Origin of the sequence: Paenibacillus sp. BIC5C1 (genome assembly GCF_032399705.1) — a bacterium.
Classification (GTDB): domain Bacteria; phylum Bacillota; class Bacilli; order Paenibacillales; family Paenibacillaceae; genus Paenibacillus; species Paenibacillus taichungensis_A.
On record NZ_CP135922.1, the window covers coordinates 3,557,480 to 3,577,517 of the forward strand.

Below are 20,038 nucleotides of genomic sequence, written 5' to 3' on the forward strand. Positions count from 1 at the left end.
GGAAAAAATAATACATAGTAATTAGGTAAGAATTATTGAAATTATTGTCGATTGAAGTTATACTTTCGTTAATCATCAGTGAGTAACAACAAAAAAGAAATACAATTATTTATATATGAGGAGTGAATTTAGTGGGTCCTGAGCTAAACGAATTGGAGTTGGAATACGAACTGCTGAAGCAGCTTCGGGACGCGAGCGCTCCCATCGGGGCCAGCACGTTGGTTCATACCCTGGGCAAAACGTATGGTCTAAGTCAGGCTACAATCGGAAGAAGACTTATGGAGATGGACGTTGAAGGTTTCACGATACTGGAGGGACGGAAGGGAAGGGTTCTGACCGAACAAGGGCTGGAGCGAATCAAGATTCTGGAGAAGGATTTACAGCAAAAAAGTGTGAATTCCCAGCTCATTCAGATGCTGAACCATTCCGGTGAAAAGGCTCTGCTCGATGTCCTTGTAGCCAGAAGGGCTCTGGAACGGGAAATTGCTTCCCTTGCAGCACAACGAGCCTCAAAAGAATACATATTGCTACTGGAAGCCTCTATCGCTACACAGCATCAATTGCTTTCCCAGAATATTATTCCTTACGAGGAGGACCGGGAATTTCACAGGCTGCTGGCTTATGCGGCTCAAAACCAGATTCTGCTGCATGCGGTTGAACTGGTCTGGGAGACAAGCCGTGATTTCCTGGAAACAGCCTATATTAGGCAAAGAGTAGGAAGTGAACTGGTTGTGGACCATCAGCGGATTCTGGAGGCAGTAGCAGCGGGCTCCCCGGAACAGGCTGAAGCGGCAATGGTGAATCATATTAACCAGATGATTGAGGATGTTAAACGATATTTTGCTATGCAGAACCTTAATATAGCTTCGGATGAGGCCCGGTGATAAAGGAGTTGAGCTTGTGAAAACAATTTATCGATTAGGTATAGATATCGGAGGCACATTCACGGATGCCCTCGTTATGGACAATCATGGCAGGGTGATTGCGGCACTGAAGACGCCATCGATTGCAGTAGCTCCGGAACAGGCGATTTTTAATGCACTTGATCAGCTCAAGGCGGGTGGAGTGGATCTTCAGGAGATCGATCTGTTTGTACACGGAACAACGCTTGGTGTTAACACCCTAATTGAGCGTAACGGCGCAGTTACAGGTCTGTTGGTCACCAAAGGGTTCCGAGATATTCTCGAGATTCGGAGGCTACGACTCGAGGATACTACCAATCTGTATGGTGACAAGACCGATGCGCTTGTTCCGAGACATCTCGTTAAGGAAGTGGATGAGCGAGCGCTTGCGAGCGGTAGCATACTTCAACCACTGGATCAGGAACAACTGCTTCAAGCGGTAGACGAGCTGGTGGAAGAGGGGGTTACAGCCTTGGCGATCAGTTTCTTGCACGCTTATGTCAATCCTTCTCATGAACAGCTCGCGGAAGAGTTAATCAGGGAACGTCATCCGCACCTGTTTCTCTGCAGAAGCAGTGCCATTTGGCCGCAGCAGCGTGAATTCGAACGTACACTCGCGACAGCCATGAATGCATATGTTGGGGAACGCATGGGATCATACTTTCTGCGTCTGCAAGAAGGAATTGGCGCTTACGGTTTGAGAGCCAATCTGCTATCCACGATGTCCAATGGTGGAATCATGACGGCGGCCAGAGCAGCCAAAGAGCCTGTCCGTACTCTTCTGTCCGGTCCTGCTTCAGGCGTAATCGCTGCAACCCATATTGCCGAACAGGCAGGCATTCATCAAGTCATCACGTTCGACATGGGCGGGACAAGCGTTGATGTTGCGCTCATTGATAAAGAGCCTACCTATTCTACCGAGAATAAGGTTGGGGATTTTCCAGTTATCATTCCCGCTGTGGATGTAACCGCGATTGGAGCGGGTGGGGGCTCGATTGCCTGGCTTGATTCCGTAGGTGTACTCAAGGTGGGACCACGAAGCGCAGGAGCCAATCCGGGTCCAGCCTCCTATCACCGTGGGGGAGAAGAGCCAACAACCACGGATGCCTATCTGCAACTGGGCATTTTGCAGGCTGATCGCTTCCTTGGCGGACAGATGCGTCTCTATCCCGAGCTTGCAGAACGTGCTCTAGGCAATCTTGGCGAACGTCTTGGACTAAGTCCCACGCAAACTGCACAGGCCATTCTTGATGTGGCCACCGCCAATATGTATGCCCAGTTCTCTCCGCTCATGGCACGCAAAGGTGTTGATCCCCGTGACTTTACGCTGCTCGCCTATGGTGGAGCTGGGCCGATGCATGCTTTTCTCATGGCGCGTGAAGTAGGCATCCGCCGAGTGCTGATCCCGCCATCTCCAGGAACACTTTGTGCCATGGGCTGCACCGTTGCCAACCTTCGCAATGACTTCGTTCATACCTTGCACAAAAGCAGTCACACGCTTGAGCCTGGTGAGTTATCGAATCTATACACCAGATTGGAGGATCAAGGCCATAGTTGGGTTGAGGAGGAAGCTCGCGGCGGAGTGAAACTAGAACACATCTATTGTTTATACAGCGCCGACATGCGTTACGAAGGTCAGGCCTTTGATTTGGAGGTTACGCTCACATCCGGAGAAATCGCCGATCCTGAGAAAGCAAGGAACAAATTTCATATGTACTACCAAAATGTGTTTGGCATCAGCCAGCCTGAAGCTGATGTGATGTTTGTTAGTCTGAGGGCGACCATTGTTGGCATTCTGCCTACCCAAAGCACGGCTTCTCCGGCAGAGTTGCCATTCGATGAGAGTGAAGCAGAAGAGCGGATCATTACTTTTGACCACGAACAGCGAACAGCAAAAGTTCTAAAAAGGGGACAGATCCCACTGGATATGCCCATTCTTGGGCCCATTATTGTGGAAGAATATGATACAACCATTTTCATCCCGCCTGGCTTTACGGTATACCGGGATGGTTACGGAAATGTGATTGGGGAGGTGGAGCAATGATTGGCGATAAGGTTTTTCTTGAAATTTTCAACAACCGGATCCAGGCTGCGGTGGAGGAAATGGCCAATGTTGTGCTGCGTACGGGATTCACCGCGTTTGTTAAAGAAACAGGCGATTTTGGAACCTACCTCTTGTCACCATCGGGGGAAACGTTTGGGTCTCCATTGGAGACGGGTTACAATCTGTCCCTTGGCATCCCCGCAGCGGCGACCATAAACAGCATTACAGATTGGAAGGAAGGCGATCTAGTCATCTGTAATGATCCTTATTCCACCAAAGGCATGGTGACACATCTACCGGATGTTCATCTGATCAAGCCCTACTTTCACAAAGGAGAAATCATCGCATACGGCATGTGCTTCGTTCATTCCTCCGATGTAGGTGGTAAGGTACCGGGGAGTGTATCTCCAAGCGCCTACGATATTCATATGGAAGGCATTCGTATTGCTCCAGTCAAGCTGTATGAAGCAGGCGTTCTTAATGAGCAAATACTCCGTATGTTTCTGGACAATAGCCGCATTCCGGAGCAAAACCTCGGTGATCTCAAGGCACTGATGGCAGCCTTGAATCGGGGGGAGCAGCGAATAGAAGAGCTTATCGGCCGCTACGGTGTAGAGCGAATTCAGCAGGGTATTGAGCATTTACTGGAATACGCTGAGTTGAAGGCCCGCGCCATCGTACAGGAGATCCCGGATGGTTCGTATGAGTTCTGGGACTATCTGGAGAAAGGTCCTGGCGGTTATCCCATCCGATTGCGCTGCAAAATGACAATCGCTGGCAGTGATATTCATCTGGACTTTAGCGGAACCGACCCTCAGGTCAGAGCTTCGTTCAATATTCCTACCCACAATCAGCAGGGGCATTACATGTTGGTTCCCGCACTCATTCGTTATTTCCGTACGCTCGATCCAACGATTCCATGGAATTCGGGCATGATTCGCATGGTTCGAAACTACGCACCACCTGCTTCAGTTCTCAACCCGGATCCGATGGCAGCAGTTGGGGCACGAGCAGCTACCTTTATTCGGCTAATGGATGTCATCACAGGCGCTCTCAGCAAAGCTCAGGCAAGTAAGGTTCCCGCCGCAGGGGCCGGACAGGCATGCATCGTTATGATGGCGATGACAGATGCGTCAGATGGCAAGAAAAAGGTTGGCGTGATCCAGCCGATATGTGGCGGTTCAGGAGCAAGACCGATGAAAGACGGGATTGATGGCATGGATTTTGCCGTAGGTCATCTTCGAAACATTCCTGCGGAAACAGTGGAATCCGAAATGCCTGTGCTCATAGAGCATTATGGCCTTCGTGCTGATTCCGCTGGTGCGGGAACCTTCCGTGGTGGAAGCGGAATCGACCTGTGCGTCAAAATTCTTACACCAGATACCGTAATGACCGCCAGAAATATGGAGCGTATGGAGTTTCATCCGTGGGGCAGGCTTGGCGGAGGTGTTGGTACCCATGGGGAAGCGATTCTCAATGCTGGACGTGCAAGTGAACATCAGCTGGGAAGAATTGATGAGTTGCTGCTCCAACCCGGAGAGACGGTGACGTTCCTGTCACAGGGCGGAGGTGGATACGGCGATCCATTTGATAGGGATCCACTGCTGGTTCTTGAGGATGTTAGAAGAGGACTGGTATCCACTGAAAAAGCTCTTGAACTGTATGGTGTAGTCATAGAAGGCCTTAACCTGAACGTGAGCGAGACCAGACAGTTGCGGGCAAAGCGGGAACGGCAGCAGGAAGAATTCGATTATGGCTGGACAAGGAAACAGTTCGAGGCGATATGGACTGACGAGATGCAAGTATCGCTGAATCAGGCACTGCTGAATGTTCCGCTGGCACTCAGAGACTACCTGAAGCGTCAGACCATGGGTGTCGTGGAGGAGAAGCAAACCGCTTCCGTATCCGTATCTCCACATGAGATATCAGGCATTATGGAAGGATTGCGTCAGAAAATAGGATTGCATTGATTAGGTACATGAAGGAAAAACGAATTGAATTTTGTCACATTCATAAAACCAACTAAATCGATGGGGGAAATTCTCATGTTTAAATCAAACAAGAAACGCTTTCTCAGCCTCGCCTCACTGACACTGGCCGGTACACTGGTTCTATCTGCATGCGGTGGAGCAAGTAGCTCCAGCAATACAGCAGGAGGGTCCGATTCTTCTGGAGGAAGCGGAGACAAGGTTAAACTGACTATGTTTATCTGGGCTGGTTCCAATCAGGATGTCGTTCCAAAAGAAGTGGTTGCAAATTACGTCAAAGAGCATCCAAACGTCGAAGTTACCTTTGAGGAATCATCCAACGCAGTGATGTATCCGAAAATGGTCGCTGGCAAGCAGGCTGATCCCAACAATCCAGTTGTCAACTTTGGGTACTTCAACGCAGATGCGACGGCAAAAGGTTTGAACGATGATATGTGGGAGCCTCTGGACACAAGCATCGTGACCAATATCAAGGATATCCCGGAGCAGTTCCACAAGCCTGACAATAAGGGTGTCGTGTGGGGAGTTTCGAGCTTCGCGCTCGTATATAACAAAGACCTTGTAAAAACACCGCCAACAAGCTGGAATGATCTGTGGGATAACGAGGAATTCAAAGGGAAAACGGCACTCTGGGACTACATGTTTTATTCCTATATTTCTCCACTCCTTGCAGTCAAAGGACCGGAGCTTGGCGCATCGTATGAGAATCCTGAACCAGCATTCCAGTTCTGGGCAGATCACAGTGATCAGATCGGCACTTTGGTTACATCCAACGACCAGTTGAAGGCTCTTCTGGAGTCGGGAGATGCTCTGATTGCTCCTTTTAGCGCACAGGTTGCACAGACATGGATTGATGGCGGTTCTCCACTCGCTGTAGCATATCCGACCGAAGGAGCCATTTCCTTCCCATACACACTTCAGGTTGTGAAGGGGTCAACACCTGAGCAGACACGTGTAGCCAACGAAATTATCAACGAGCTGCTGAGCGCAGAGGCGCTGTCACAATATGCAGAAGCAACAGGTACACCGGTAACAAGCACCACTGCAGCCGTTCCGGACAATTACAAAGACGATCCTTCCTTCTCCGTGGAAACACAGAGTAACGGTATTAATCCTGACTGGGATATTCTTGCTCAGAACAGCTCTGCCTGGAAAGAACTATGGGACCGACTCGTCAAAACCAAACTTCAATAAATGATGGTTTTCAGACAAACCAAGATAACGGTTTCTATTTCGAACCCGTTATGGACGGGAGGGAAACTGAGATGAGCAGTGAACAAGAACTCATTTCCATTGAAACAAGAGAAGTTACGAAGATCTACGGAGAGCGAGCCGCAGTTAACCATGTGTCACTACAGGTGAAGAAGGGAGAATTCGTTTCCCTATTAGGCCCGAGTGGCTGCGGCAAAACAACACTGCTGCGGATGCTTGGCGGACTTGAGCAGCCGGATCAGGGGAGCATTATGTTGGGAGGTCGGGATGTAACCGGCATCCCAGCCTATGGTCGTAACAGCAACATGATTTTTCAGCAGCTTGCACTATTCCCACATATGGACGTTTTCAACAACATCGCCTATGGGCTAAAGGTGAAGAAGTTACCGAAAGCCGATATCAGAAGGCAAGTACACGAAATGTTAGAGCTGGTACAGCTCGGAGACTATGTCAGACGGTCTGTTTCCCAGTTGTCCGGAGGACAGGCTCAACGCGTAGCGATTGCTCGCGCTTTAATCAACAGACCCGAAGTTTTGCTGCTCGATGAGCCACTTTCCGCACTGGACATGCAGCTGCGTCTGGATATGCAGCGCGAACTGAAACGCATACAACGAGAGTTCGGCGGTACGTTCATTTTTGTAACGCATGATCAGAATGAAGCCATGAACATGTCAGACCGGATCGGAGTCATGCGCGCTGGCAAGCTGCTGCAATATGCTACGCCGGATGAAATCTATGAACGACCGGCAGACAGCTTTGTGGCCAAGTTCATCGGCGATACCAATCTTCTGGCAATAACGGTTCTTGGACAGGATACGAATGGAATCCGCGTTGAATGCTTCGGCTATTCGCTGCTGGTGAAGACAAGTGAGGAATCCTCAGTTGTCAAAGTGGGAGCCGGACACTCGTTGTCCATCCGCAACGAATATATTCGACTTGGAGAGGATGCGATTCCTTGCTTGAACAAGCTGGATGGACGTGTCATAGAAGCAGTATATGGCGGGGCAAATATTCGTTACACGATCCAGATTGCTGAGGGGTTTCTGGTTCAGGCCAGTGTACTGCATCAGCGGGGAGCCTCTCGTTTTAGCCCGGGGGAGCCAATTCGGATTGGCTTTGATCCGGAGGACGCGCTCTTGTTATCCGAACCAATGCTGCCTGATACAGCACAGGAGGCAGGGATATGAATCGGATTGCGGATCGGATCGTGAATCTATATTCTTCGAAAAACCGCCGATGGATTACCCAGTTGCTGCTTCTGCTGCCTGCACTGGCCCTGATGGGCATCGTGTATCTGGGTGGGCTGCTCATCTTTGGCAGGTACAGCTTTGATATCTATGAAAATGGCAAGCTCATCCGAGGATGGGAGTGGGATGCATATCGCGCTTTTCTGTCCGATCCGTACTATTGGAAACTGATAGGCACCACGTTTCGCGTTGCCTTCAAGGTTACGCTATGGAGCCTGCTGCTTGCATACCCATTAGCTTATTGTATTGCCGGCCTGAAGAAACCGGGCATGAAGCAATTGCTGCTGCTGCTGACGTTTCTTCCACTGCTGGTCAGCGCAGTTGTTCGATCCTATGGCTGGCAGCTGCTGTTATCCAAACAGGGCTTCATGAACTGGCTGTTCATACGGCTTGGAATTACGGATGAAGGCTTCAGTATGATATATAACGAGACTGGTGTGGTCGTTGCACTTGTTCATATTTTTCTGCCATTCATGGTCTTTCCGATCCTGAATGTATTGTCGCAAAGTGACGTTTCTCTAAAAGCGGCTGCTCAGGATCTGGGAGCAGGAAGCTGGCGGACATTCCTGACGATTACCCTGCCTTTATCAGCGAGAGGTATTGCTAGCGGGGTACAGATTGTATTCACGTTATGCCTTACGGCCTTTACAACGCCCCAACTGATTGGCGGAGGCAGAGTCATGACACTGCCGGTATTTATTTACCAGCGAACACTGGACACCAACTGGCCGATGGCTGCGGTAGCAAGCATGTTCTTGCTCGTTTCTTCCATCATCGTTTCACTTTTGGTCAATAAAGGAGCGGAACTGCTGATGTTCCGTCGTTCCCGGAAGGGAGGTCAGGCTTATGGTTAAGTCCAACAGGCTCACCAAACTACTGCTCTATATATTTGCAGGGGTCGTGGCGGTTTATCTGCTATTGCCATTGCTTATGATCCTATTGACATCGGTAGGTTCCGGATCGGCCAGTAAATTCCCGCCAGAAGGTCTTACCCTGAAGTGGTATGCAAATTTGGGAGAGCAGACTCAATTTCTCGTTGCATTTAAGAACAGTCTGATTGCCTCCACAGGAGCGGTATTATTGGCTCTGATTACCGGAACACTTGCGGCGCTGGCTATCGTACATCACCCTTTCCCGGGTGCTGGCATCTTAAGAGCCTTTTTTGTATCCCCAATGGTTATGCCGAAAATTACGCTTGGTATTGCGTATCTAATTTTGTTCTCCAAAATGCATATTGCGGGCGGATTGTTCGCTCTTATTTTGGGTGAAGCGGTCATCGTGCTTCCATTCGTGCTGACGCTTGTTGGCAGTGCATTGGCCAACCTGCAGCCCGCACACCGAGAGGCGGCAGCAGACCTTGGAGCAGGTCCACTGCGTATCTTTTTTACAATCACCTTGCCACAGCTTAGACTATCTCTGCTCCTTTCAGGATCAATCGCATTTGTCTTCACTTTTGATCAGGTAGAGGCTGCATTGCTGCTGCTTCGTCAGGACAGCTACACACTACCGATACAACTGTTCCTGTATATGGAGAAGTGGCAGGACCCAACGATCGCGGTTGTATCTGTCGTACTTATCGCTTTTGCACTGGCCTTGTTCATGATCATCAAGCTGGTACTGCGCTCAGTACCCGGACTTGAGAGTTTGTTTGGGGGCAGGAAAAACAAAAGGAGGACTGGATCATGATAAATTCCCATCATATCTCCCATAGCTCAGGTCTAAACCGGGACCGGGCGGAAGACGTAATGAAAACTCAGGGACTTAGTGCCCTGATCGCAACCACACCGGAAAATATTCACTATGTCATCGGCTCACAGCTACGCGCAAGCAACTGGACAATGCAGATTTACGCCATTTTGCCTGCCGACCGATCCGCTCGGCCATGTATCGTCATTCCGACGAATCGTTTGGGCGTTGTGGCTCAATTCGGTATCACTGGAGTAGATATATTTGCCTACAGTGACTTCTTCGTGGAAGGTTCGATCGAAGGCAAACCTTCTACGGATGATATTGATCTGTTCTACTCTCTGCTACAAACGACAGTCATTCATCCGGGGCCGATCGAAGCGCTTAAGGCTGCACTGAAACAGCTCGATATCGAGAATCAACCGATTGGAATCGATGAGATGCGAATTGCTCCTGAACTTTTGGCACGGGTCAAGGAGGATGCTCCTCAAGGAGCAGTTGTTCCCGCGTATAAGCTATTTCGTCAAATTCGCTTGGTTAAGACACCTTTCGAGATTGAGCAGCTCCGACAGGCTGCCGAAGTGAATGAGAGAATTGAGCAAGAGCTGATTGATCTGATCGCAGCCGGTGTTCATGAGAAGCAGCTTGCCGACCATTATCGGCTGGCTGTGATGAGAGCAGGCGGGACACCTGCAATGACTGCGGTAGGGGCGGGTCCGCGCAGTGCGCTGCCGCTCATCGAAAATTATTTTCATGCCATCGAGTCAGGGGATCAGATCCGCTTTGATCTGTGCTTGCAGTTGGAAGGATACTGGGGAGATACAGGACGTACCGTTGTGGCAGGAGAGCCAACCCCCTGGATGAAAAAGCATTTTAATGCGGTAAAAAGCGGATGGGAGACTGCACTTGAAACCGTGCGCCCTGGCGTCAAGGCTTCCGACGTATTTCATGCGGTTGTGTCTCGCGTGCAGCGTGACGGAATTCCGCATTACCGACGTCAGCATGTTGGTCATGCCATTGGCTTGGAACTGTACGACGACATGACTCTCTCTCCTGGTGACCAGCGCATACTGGAGCCCGGCATGGTACTGTGTGTGGAGGTACCCTATTATGAGCTCGGCGCTGGTGGCTTCCAAATCGAGGATACGGTTGTTGTAACTCCAGATGGATATGAGTTTTTGACTCATATGGAGCGTAAACTGTTCATTAAATAACGATTAATGGAAGGCTTCAGCCAAGCGATCAGTCAGCAGCCGATCATGGAGCTTTCCTGCCGAGAAAGTTGGAATATCATGATTCAGCAGGGAACTAAGACGTTTCGTAACATTAGCCTTGCGCTGTTTGCCGGAGGTTTTGTGACTTTTGCGTTACTATACAGCCTCCAGCCCCTGATGCCCGAGATTAGCGAGGCATTTGCGATCTCGCCAGCACATTCCAGTCTTACCCTCTCAGTTACGACGATTGCCATGGCACTGACCATGTTGTTCATCGGTTCCTTATCCGATTCATTGGGAAGACGCTTTATTATGACAGCAGCTTTAGTTGTTTCTTCTATTATTGCAATGATTAGCGCGTTTAGCCCTGGATTTACTGAACTGCTTCTGCTTCGCATTCTCCAGGGAGTTGCACTTGCCGGGCTGCCCGCGACAGCCATGACATATCTGTCTGAAGAGATTGAGCCTTCCAGTCTAGGGTATGCGATGGGCCTTTATATCAGCGGGAACTCGATTGGAGGTATGGCTGGTCGTTTTATCAGCGGCGTGATCACAGATTGGATCAGTTGGCGTGCTGCAATTGGTTTTATCGGTATTCTAGGCCTTTGTGCGGCTGTTATCTTCTGGCTTGTCATCCCGCCATCCCGCCATTTTGTCAAAGCGACTCCTGGACTCAAAAAGATCATTCCTCTTTTGTGGTCACAGTGTCGAAATCCACGTCTACTTTGCCTGTACGGACTGGGCTTTCTTCTGATGGGGGGGTTCGTGACGTTATTCAACTACATCGGATTTGAATTGACAGGAGAACCTTATCATCTTAGCCAATCTGTCGTTGGTAGCCTTTTTGTCGTGTACCTTATGGGTACATTGAGCAGCACCTGGATGGGCAGGCTTGCAGATCGGTATGGAAGATCGAATGTCCTTGGAATCGCGCTGGGTATTATACTGGCTGGTGCAGTTTGTACCATTCACCCAGAGCTTTGGGTCAAAATAATTGGACTTGCCCTGTTTGCCTTTGGTTTCTTTGGCGGACATTCCATCGCAAGCAGTTGGGTTGGACTCGTGGCAGATCATCATAAATCCCAGGCCAATGCCTTGTATTTGTTTTTCTACTACGTTGGATCAAGTGTCAGCGGAACTGGAGGGGGCCTACTTTACAGCCATGTGGGTTGGATTGGCATTGTGGGCTTGATTGGTGTGTATGTGATAATCGGCTTTATTTTGTGTCGGTTGCTTATAGAAAGGGTACAAGAACATACCAAGCTTACTTTTTAACTAAACATAGATCGAAAGTTTGTTCATTAAAGCACTCATTTTGACCCATAATCATCCAATAGTCCCTTGTACAATAAATAACTTTTTTCGACAAGTCTTGCATATCCCGAAATACCGAGTATAATACTGGGTAAATAGTTGCAAAGGGGATGCAATAAACGATGAAAACACATGCTGAATTGAACTCACTTCTTGTTGACGATTATCTGGATCTCCTGAACATAGCGAAACAGCTAGGTGATGAGGAGTGGAAAGAAGCTATTCTGCAAGCATTGAAAGAAGAAGTGGATGCTAATCATCATCTGGATTCAACCGAGGTCAGACAGGATCTTTGGAGTCAATTTGAAGGTATAAACGAACAGATGCATGATCTGTTAATGCAACTCAAAAATGCCGATGGGCCTGAAGAGAAAGAACAGATTATTGAAGCCATTTGGGGACTGAAAGTGGATCGCAATGCCATTACTCGCAAACTTGAAACCATGAGCCGTGCTAGTGCTGGACATCAATAAAGCTCTATCGGTTATTATAAAAAAAATTAAAACCCGCGTGCCTCCCTTGGAATTAATATCCTTGGGTTGGCATGCGGGTTTTGTGTTTGTTGTTGTACTTGTTCTATTTAAGGGTTAGAACTGTTTAGCGAGTGTACGTGCCTCTTCTATAGCTTGCTGTTTGATCTCATCTGCGCGTTCCTTATATTGGTTATGTCCTTCCACAAAAATGCCTTCAAGCTTAGGCACACCCAGGAAAGACATGATAATGCTCAGGTAACGATGACCGGATTCCATCTGAGCCGCAGGCCCTTCGGAATAAATGCCGCCACGAGCCTGAATATGCAGTGCCTTTTTGTTGGAAAGCAATCCAACCGGGCCTTGTTCCGTATAACGGAACGTTTTACCAGCTACACAGATGGAGTCGATATAAGCTTTCATAATTGGAGGGAAAGAGAAGTTCCACATCGGAGTTACAAAAACATATTTGTCAGCAGAGGCGAATTGATCCGATAATTCATTCAAACGTTGAACCTTAACCTTTTCTTCAGAAGTCAATTCGCTGCCGGATTGAAGTTTCCACCAACCACTGAATACATCTGCATCAATATGAGGAATATCTGAGCGATAAAGATCCAGATGAACAACCTCATCCGAGGAATGGCTTTCACGATATGCATCCACAAACGCTTTACCTGCAGCCATGCTGAATGAAGTTTCATGATCATGAGGATGGGCAGTAATATACAATAATGTAGACATACGATTCTTCCTCTCTATGATGTTTTTTACAAAAAGGGCCGACATTAATAAGCGACCGATGTAGTATGCATCGTTTGTAACGTTTTATACCTGGATAGTGACCTGATACTCATTCATGTATAATACATTGGTGTAAGGTGAATCGAACGATAATAGGAATGAGTGAGATGAGCGCATATGGGAATGGATCTGGAGAAGCAACGATTAAGCATTGAAGCAGCGAAATTGTATTATCAGTCGGATTACAGCCAGCAAGACATTGCGGTCAGGCTGGGTGTGTCACGTCCAACGGTATCAAGATTACTTCAGTACGCGAAAGATCGTGGTTATGTTCGCATTGAAATCATGGATCCGCTGGAGGATATCGACATTATCGCCGGGGAACTCAAAGCCAAGTACAATCTCGATACTGCGCTTGTATGTTTTGCCCCGTTGAAGAGTGACGAAGAAATTTTGAAACATATTAGCAAAAGAGCAGCAGATTACTTACAGGATACCGTTCAGGATGCGGACATTATTGGGGTAACCTGGGGCACAACGATGAACGCCGTAGCCCGTCAGCTTCGTCCCAAGCAGGTCAAAGGCGTGGAAGTGGTTCAACTCAAGGGAGGCGTAAGCCACTCCCATGTGAATACGTATGCGGCAGAAATTGTTCATTTATTTGCGGAAGCTTTCCATACGGTTCCCCGATATTTGCCTTTGCCCGTGATCTTCGACAACATTGAAGTCAAAAAAATGGTAGAAGCAGACCGACATATTGGCAGGATTGTGGAACTTGGCCGACAGGCGAATATTGCCATGTTTACTGTAGGTACAGTGAAGGAAGATGCACTTTTGTTCAGACTGGGGTACTTCAATGATGAAGAACAGCAATTGCTGATGCATTCAGGTGCAGGTGACATTTGTTCACGTTTTTTTGATGCCGAGGGCCGCTTGATCAGTGAAGAAATTAACAACAGAACCGTCGGAATTGATCTGGCCGAGCTGCGAAATAAGGAAAAATCGATTCTTGTGGCCGGGGGAAAACGTAAAATAGAAGCTATTCATGCTGCGCTCAAAGGTCATTACGCCAACATTTTGGTAACAGACCAATACACAGCCCAAGCTTTGCTTCGATTATAATGCAAGGGATGACAACATCTGCCACGCGACATGGGCGGATGTTTTGCTTTCTTAGGCAGAAGCTATATTATACGATTGCATCCCGGTGAGCGAAGTCATTTGTTTAGTGAAGTTTCTACGGAATGTGTTTAAATTTCAAGAGTGAACAAAAGTTCATATTGATTTTTACATATGTTCATGTTAGGGTAGGGATATAGAAAATAACTAGTTCAGATAAGGGGAGATTAAATTGACTACACCACAATTAGCCAAAATGATAGATCATACCTTGCTTCGTGCAGATGCAACACAAAGTGAAATGGCCAAATTGACCGAAGAAGCGAAACAATATCAATTTGCTTCTGTATGTGTTAACCCGGGCTGGGTTGCTTATGCTGCTGAACAGCTTCAAGGTACTGGCGTGGATATTTGTACTGTTATCGGTTTCCCTCTGGGAGCTTCCACTTCCGAGACCAAAGCATTCGAAACCAAAGACGCCATCGCTAAAGGTGCTACTGAGGTGGATATGGTCATCAACATTAGTGCTTTGAAGGATGGCAAAGATGACGCTGTTGAACAGGATATCCGTGCAGTTGTTGAAGCAGCAGCGGGTAAAGCATTGGTGAAAGTCATTATTGAAACTTGTCTGTTGACGGACGAAGAGAAAGTACGTGCATGTCAGGCAGCAGTAAAAGCTGGAGCTGATTTTGTCAAAACGTCTACAGGATTCTCCACGGGTGGAGCAACTCCAGAAGATATCGCTTTGATGCGTCGTACCGTAGGTCCTGATGTAGGGGTTAAAGCTTCCGGCGGCGTGCGTAGCCTGGAAGATATGCAAAAAATGATCGCTGCAGGAGCAACTCGGATTGGCGCTAGTTCTGGTGTGAAGATCATGCAAGGTGAACAATCGACTTCTAATTATTAATTTATTCGTGAGTTAATTGTTTTCGATAAATTTTATTAGATTGAATGCTTGGATGCTTTAAAGGTACTAACTTGTTCTTCATATCTATTCGGTGGATGTGGAGAACAAGTTTTAAAGCTGATCCAACTTTCTATATTTTAATTAAAATTGAATCATAAAAAACCGAATTTATTGTAAGCGCTTCAACCGTTTTCTGAAAGGTTAATTCATCACATATATGGGAAACCTTTGAGCTGAATAAACATCCGGCTTAACTACCTTCAAAGGAGAGATAGAATGAAATTCCTAATTGCCCTTCTTGGTATACTTGTTGTCTTTGGACTAGCTTATCTGGTCAGCAACGGTAAGAAGAAGATCAGATATCGTCCACTAATCATCATGATTGTTTTGCAAGTAATATTGGGATACGCATTATTGAACACAGAAGTGGGTACATTTTTGATTGGCGGTTTCGCAACCGTATTTGAAAGCTTGCTTGGCTATGCGAATGACGGTATCTCATTTGTATTCGGTGGCTTGACTACCGTTGGTGCAGACAGTGGGGGCGCGCCGTTCTTCCTCAGTGTACTGATGCCGATCGTTGTTATCTCAGCGCTCATTGGCATATTGCAGTATATCCGAATCTTGCCTTTTGTTATAAAATATATTGGTCTGATATTAAGCAAAGTCAACGGAATGGGCAAACTGGAATCATATAACGCGGTTGCTTCGGCTGTATTGGGGCAATCTGAAGTGTTCATTTCTGTGAAAAAACAAATTGGGTTGCTGCCTAAACATCGACTGTACACTTTGTGTGCCTCAGCGATGTCCACGGTATCGATGTCCATTGTCGGTGCCTATATGTCCATGATTGATCCTAAATATGTGGTTACGGCACTTGTGCTGAACCTGTTTGGCGGTTTTATCATTGCTTCCATCGTGAATCCTTATGAGGTTTCCCCGGAAGAAGATATATTGGAAGTACAGGAAGAGGAGAAACAATCCTTCTTCGAAATGTTGGGCGAGTACATTTTGGATGGTTTCAAAGTTGCGATCGTCGTAGCTGCAATGTTAATCGGTTTTGTTGCTCTGATCGCACTGGTTAACGGGATCTTCAGTGCAGTGCTCGGCATTTCGTTCCAGGAACTGCTTGGTTATGTGTTTGCACCATTTGCCTTCATTATGGGTGTTCCTTGGAAAGAAGCGATTCAAGCGGGAAGTATTATGGCTACCAAAATGGTATCCAACGAATTCGTTGCCATGCTTGATCTGACCAAACAGACTACATTGTCTGCCAGAACAACAGGAATCGTATCCGTCTTCCTTGTATCGTTTGCGAACTTCTCCTCCATCGGAATCATTGCCGGTGCGGTGAAAGGACTTCATGAGAAACAAGGTAATGTGGTGGCCCGCTTCGGTCTGAAACTGCTTTACGGTGCATCGCTTGTCAGCGTGCTGTCTGCGATCATCGCCGGACTGTTCTTGTAAAGCCGGATTATTGGAAGGAGTGCTTAAATTATGTCAACATTCAAAAGAGTACATCTGATTGTTATGGATTCAGTGGGAATTGGTGAAGCGCCGGATGCAGCGGAATTCGATGATTTCGACGTCGACACCTTTGGTCACATTGCACGTGAACGCGGAGGATTGAAGATGCCGCATATGGCCAGTCTTGGACTGTCCAATATTAAGGAAATTGAAGGTGTGCCTGTAGCGGATGCACCAAAAGCTTTTTACACCAAGATGCAGGAAGCATCCAGAGGTAAAGACACCATGACAGGCCACTGGGAACTAATGGGTCTGTACATTGATACTCCTTTCCGCGTGTTCGCTGACGGGTTCCCGGATGAGTTGATTCAGCGCATTGAGGAAAAAACAGGCCGTAAAGTGATCGGGAACAAACCGGCAAGCGGCACGGAAATCATTGATGAATTGGGCGAAGAACATGTAAAAACAGGTGCCCTGATTATATACACATCCGCAGATTCGGTTCTGCAGATTGCAGCTCATGAGGATGTTGTTCCACTGAAAGAATTGTATGAAATCTGTGAGTTCTGCCGCGAGATTACTCTCGACGATCCTTACATGCTGGGCCGCATTATTGCCCGTCCGTTTGTAGGCGAAGTAGGTAATTTCAAGCGTACAGCTAACCGTCATGATTATGCGCTCAAACCTTTTGGCCGTACCGTGATGAATGAACTCAAAGACGGTGGATTTGATGTTATCGCTTTGGGTAAAATCTCAGATATCTACGATGGCGAAGGCGTAACCAAGTCTGTACGTACCGTCTCCAACATGGATGGCATGGACAAACTTTCCGAAACGATGGATGAAGAATTCACTGGACTCAGCTTCCTGAACCTGGTTGACTTCGACGCCCTGTTCGGACACCGTCGTGATCCACAAGGGTACGCCCAGGCGCTTGAAGAGTATGATGCTCGACTGCCAGAAATCTTCAGCAAAATGACAGACGAAGATCTGCTGCTCATCACAGCCGACCATGGCAACGACCCAACCTACCGCGGCACGGACCATACACGTGAGTATGTGCCATTGCTTGTGTACTCTCCACGCTTCAGCGAGGGTAAAAAGCTTGAACTGCGCAGTACATTTGCTGATGTTGGAGCAACAGTGGCTGAGAACTTCGGAGTAAAACTGCCGGAATATGGAACAAGCTTCCTGAAAGATTTGAAATAATCAGCATTCTTATCTTTAACTCAACATGGGGAAACTGTTGTTTTCTTGAAACATAAAAGTCGGACAGGATGACCGTGGGGGCAGCTTCGGCTGCTCCGGTTCCTGACCTTCATTCAATCATATGGATAACTGGAGGAGATTTAATCATGAGTACACATATTGGAGCTAAACCCGGAGATATTGCAGAAACAATCCTTTTGCCAGGAGATCCATTGCGTGCAAAATTTATTGCAGATACGTACCTTGAAGATGTCGTTTGTTACAACGAAGTTCGCGGAATGCTCGGATTTACGGGTACATATCAAGGACACCGTATCTCGGTGCAAGGCTCTGGAATGGGTATTCCATCGTTCAGCATCTATGCCAACGAACTGATCAGCGAATACGGTGTAAAAAACCTAATTCGTGTTGGAACTTGCGGAGGTATGCAACAACACGTTCGCGTTCGTGATGTTATCCTTGCTCAAGCTTCATGTACCGATTCCAGTATGAACAAGCTCGTATTTGGTGGATATGATTTTTCCCCGATCGCGACGTTCTCCCTACTGAAAGAAGCCTATGACCGCGCAACTGCCAAAGGCATGAAAATCCATGTCGGTAACGTGTTCAGTTCCGATTCCTTCTATCGTGACGACCGTTCCGTGACTGAGAAATTGATGCAGCACGGCGTACTGGGCGTTGAGATGGAAACAACTGCACTGTACACACTCGCAGCCAAATTTGGCGTAAATGCACTGACGATCCTGACGGTAAGTGATCACTTGCTGACAGGTGAAGAGACTTCCGCCGAAGAGCGCCAAAAAACGTTCAACGACATGATGGTAGTAGCACTGGAAACAGCAATCACGCTGTAATTGTTGCATTTTATATTCAAATCAGTTGATTTTAATCGATACTTTTGTTCCACGAGCGTAGTGGAGGAACCGGAATCGATTCTGTAGAAGCGTTCGCCCTATTACAAAGAACATAAAATTTACACGATAACGAAGAGGGCAGAAAAAACCTGAAGAAGCGAAGCGTCCGCCTTTATCACCGGATTTTCCCTTTAAAAAAGGGAATCAGAAAAATCTGGGGATAACAGCGGTTGGAAGGTTGTTCTGCCATCGGAGTGACGCGTGTAAATCACCCACAACGAAGGAGAGATCATCATGAGAATGGTAGACATTATTGCTAAGAAACGCGACGGAAAAGAACTGACAACAGCTGAGATTGACTTTGTTGTTCAAGGATATACACAAGGCGAAATCCCGGATTATCAAGTCAGCGCTTGGGCGATGGCTGTATTCTTCAAGGATATGACCGACAAGGAACGCGCTGATTTGACGATGTCCATGGTGAACTCGGGCGAGACCATTGATCTGTCAGCAATTGAAGGTATCAAAGTAGACAAGCACTCCACGGGAGGCGTTGGTGATACTACAACGCTGGTACTGGCACCGCTTGTTGCTGCTCTGGATGTTCCAGTTGCCAAAATGTCCGGACGTGGATTGGGTCACACTGGTGGTACAACAGACAAACTGGAATCTGTTGCTGGTTTCCACGTGGAGTTGGAGAAAGAAGAGTTCATCCGACTCGTTAACGAACATAAAGTTGCCGTTATCGGTCAAAGTGGCAACCTCACGCCGGCGGACAAAAAGCTCTATGCATTGCGTGACGTTACAGCTACCGTTAACTCTATCCCACTGATCGCAAGCTCCATCATGAGCAAGAAAATTGCTGCAGGTGCAGATGCGATCGTATTGGATGTCAAAACAGGTGCTGGCGCATTCATGAAGACCACAGAAGATGCAAAAGAACTGGCACATGCCATGGTAAGCATCGGTAACAATGTAGGACGTAAAACAATGGCCGTCATTTCCGATATGTCCCAACCATTGGGTCTCGCTATCGGTAACGCGCTTGAAGTGAAAGAAGCCATTCTTACGCTGCAAGGTAAAGGACCGAAGGATCTGGAAGAACTCTGTCTGGCGCTTGGACGTCAAATGGTATTCCTTGCTGGCAAAGCTGACTCCCTGGAACATGCTGAGGAGAAATTGAAAGAAGTGATCCAGAACGGTAAAGCACTGGATAAATTCAAAGACTTTCTGGCAAATCAAGGCGGAGACGCTTCAGTTGTAGATCACCCGGATCGCTTGCCACAAGCCAAATATTTGGTTGAAGTACCAGCGGATAAAGACGGATATGTAGCTGGTATCGTCGCTGACGAAATCGGTACTGCTGCAATGCTGCTCGGCGCAGGTCGTGCAACAAAAGAATCCGAGATCGATCTTGCTGTGGGCTTGATGCTCAACAAAAAAGTGGGTGACCAAGTTAAAGCTGGCGAATCACTCGTAACGATCCATGCCAATCGTGAAGACGTAGCAGACGTAATCGCGAAAATCAAAGAGAACATTACTATTGCTGACCATGCGGATGCTCCTGTATTGGTCCATGATATTGTAACTGAATAATATATCAGGCAAACAAGTTTAATCTTATGCCTGAATCAAATTTAAAGCCCTGAAGCTGTGCGTTC

Annotated in this window: 17 protein-coding genes; 16 read left to right on the forward strand and 1 reads right to left on the reverse strand. The window is 47.5% G+C overall.

The annotated features are described in order from the left end of the window. The first annotated feature begins 131 nt into the window (after positions 1 to 131). The 10 genes from RS891_RS15960 (at position 132) to RS891_RS16005 (ending at position 12,080) form a co-directional block, all read left to right on the forward strand. Positions 132 to 884, forward strand: a complete 753-nt coding sequence (locus RS891_RS15960; RefSeq protein ID WP_113054656.1) for a FadR/GntR family transcriptional regulator — start codon at positions 132 to 134, stop codon at positions 882 to 884. A 16-nt stretch (positions 885 to 900) separates the two neighbouring features. Beyond that, the gene (locus RS891_RS15965; RefSeq protein WP_315792201.1) at positions 901 to 2,946 is read left to right on the forward strand and encodes a hydantoinase/oxoprolinase family protein; all 2,046 of its coding nucleotides are present in this window, start codon (positions 901 to 903) and stop codon (positions 2,944 to 2,946) included. Beyond that, complete coding sequence (locus tag RS891_RS15970) at positions 2,943 to 4,916, forward strand: hydantoinase B/oxoprolinase family protein (protein ID WP_315792203.1); 1,974 nt, start codon at positions 2,943 to 2,945, stop codon at positions 4,914 to 4,916. Before RS891_RS15965 ends, RS891_RS15970 begins: the two co-directional genes overlap by 4 nt. Before the next feature lie 75 nt (positions 4,917 to 4,991). Beyond that, the gene (locus RS891_RS15975) at positions 4,992 to 6,128 is read left to right on the forward strand and encodes an ABC transporter substrate-binding protein (protein WP_315792205.1); all 1,137 of its coding nucleotides are present in this window, start codon (positions 4,992 to 4,994) and stop codon (positions 6,126 to 6,128) included. A 71-nt stretch (positions 6,129 to 6,199) separates the two neighbouring features. Next, positions 6,200 to 7,333, forward strand: a complete 1,134-nt coding sequence (locus RS891_RS15980) for an ABC transporter ATP-binding protein (RefSeq protein ID WP_315792207.1) — start codon at positions 6,200 to 6,202, stop codon at positions 7,331 to 7,333. After that, a complete protein-coding gene (locus tag RS891_RS15985) occupies positions 7,330 to 8,247 on the forward strand; it encodes an ABC transporter permease (RefSeq protein WP_315792209.1) in 918 nt (305 codons plus the stop codon). Before RS891_RS15980 ends, RS891_RS15985 begins: the two co-directional genes overlap by 4 nt. Then, a complete protein-coding gene (locus tag RS891_RS15990; protein ID WP_113054650.1) occupies positions 8,240 to 9,079 on the forward strand; it encodes an ABC transporter permease in 840 nt (279 codons plus the stop codon). Before RS891_RS15985 ends, RS891_RS15990 begins: the two co-directional genes overlap by 8 nt. After that, positions 9,076 to 10,293 carry a M24 family metallopeptidase gene (locus RS891_RS15995; RefSeq protein WP_315792212.1) on the forward strand — a complete coding sequence of 406 codons (1,218 nt, stop codon included), beginning with the start codon at positions 9,076 to 9,078 and terminating at the stop codon, positions 10,291 to 10,293. Before RS891_RS15990 ends, RS891_RS15995 begins: the two co-directional genes overlap by 4 nt. A gap of 78 nt (positions 10,294 to 10,371) precedes the next feature. After that, positions 10,372 to 11,568 carry an MFS transporter gene (locus tag RS891_RS16000; protein WP_113054983.1) on the forward strand — a complete coding sequence of 399 codons (1,197 nt, stop codon included), beginning with the start codon at positions 10,372 to 10,374 and terminating at the stop codon, positions 11,566 to 11,568. A 161-nt stretch (positions 11,569 to 11,729) separates the two neighbouring features. Then, on the forward strand, positions 11,730 to 12,080 hold the full coding sequence (locus RS891_RS16005; RefSeq protein ID WP_113054648.1) for a hypothetical protein: 351 nt from the start codon (positions 11,730 to 11,732) through the stop codon (positions 12,078 to 12,080). Positions 12,081 to 12,194: 114 nt separating this feature from the next. Here RS891_RS16005 and RS891_RS16010 read toward each other — a convergent pair whose 3' ends face one another. Beyond that, positions 12,195 to 12,821: an FMN-dependent NADH-azoreductase gene (locus RS891_RS16010; RefSeq protein WP_315792218.1), complete on the reverse strand. Its 627-nt coding sequence runs from the start codon at positions 12,819 to 12,821 to the stop codon at positions 12,195 to 12,197. Between the two features lie 183 nt (positions 12,822 to 13,004). Between RS891_RS16010 and RS891_RS16015 the strand changes: the two genes are divergently transcribed. The 6 genes from RS891_RS16015 (at position 13,005) to RS891_RS16040 (ending at position 19,973) form a co-directional block, all read left to right on the forward strand. After that, positions 13,005 to 13,943, forward strand: coding sequence for a DNA-binding transcriptional repressor DeoR (locus tag RS891_RS16015; RefSeq protein WP_053780650.1), 939 nt, complete (start codon positions 13,005 to 13,007; stop codon positions 13,941 to 13,943). A gap of 253 nt (positions 13,944 to 14,196) precedes the next feature. Then, entirely contained in the window at positions 14,197 to 14,847 is a 651-nt protein-coding gene (gene deoC, locus RS891_RS16020) for a deoxyribose-phosphate aldolase (RefSeq protein WP_113054982.1), read from the forward strand. A 276-nt stretch (positions 14,848 to 15,123) separates the two neighbouring features. Next, positions 15,124 to 16,314, forward strand: a complete 1,191-nt coding sequence (locus tag RS891_RS16025; protein WP_315792220.1) for a NupC/NupG family nucleoside CNT transporter — start codon at positions 15,124 to 15,126, stop codon at positions 16,312 to 16,314. Between the two features lie 30 nt (positions 16,315 to 16,344). Next, positions 16,345 to 17,523: a phosphopentomutase gene (deoB, locus tag RS891_RS16030; RefSeq protein WP_113054645.1), complete on the forward strand. Its 1,179-nt coding sequence runs from the start codon at positions 16,345 to 16,347 to the stop codon at positions 17,521 to 17,523. Positions 17,524 to 17,669: 146 nt separating this feature from the next. Then, complete coding sequence (deoD, locus tag RS891_RS16035) at positions 17,670 to 18,377, forward strand: purine-nucleoside phosphorylase (protein WP_113054644.1); 708 nt, start codon at positions 17,670 to 17,672, stop codon at positions 18,375 to 18,377. Positions 18,378 to 18,671: 294 nt separating this feature from the next. After that, on the forward strand, positions 18,672 to 19,973 hold the full coding sequence (locus RS891_RS16040; protein ID WP_113054643.1) for a pyrimidine-nucleoside phosphorylase: 1,302 nt from the start codon (positions 18,672 to 18,674) through the stop codon (positions 19,971 to 19,973). The last annotated feature ends 65 nt before the right edge of the window (positions 19,974 to 20,038 follow it).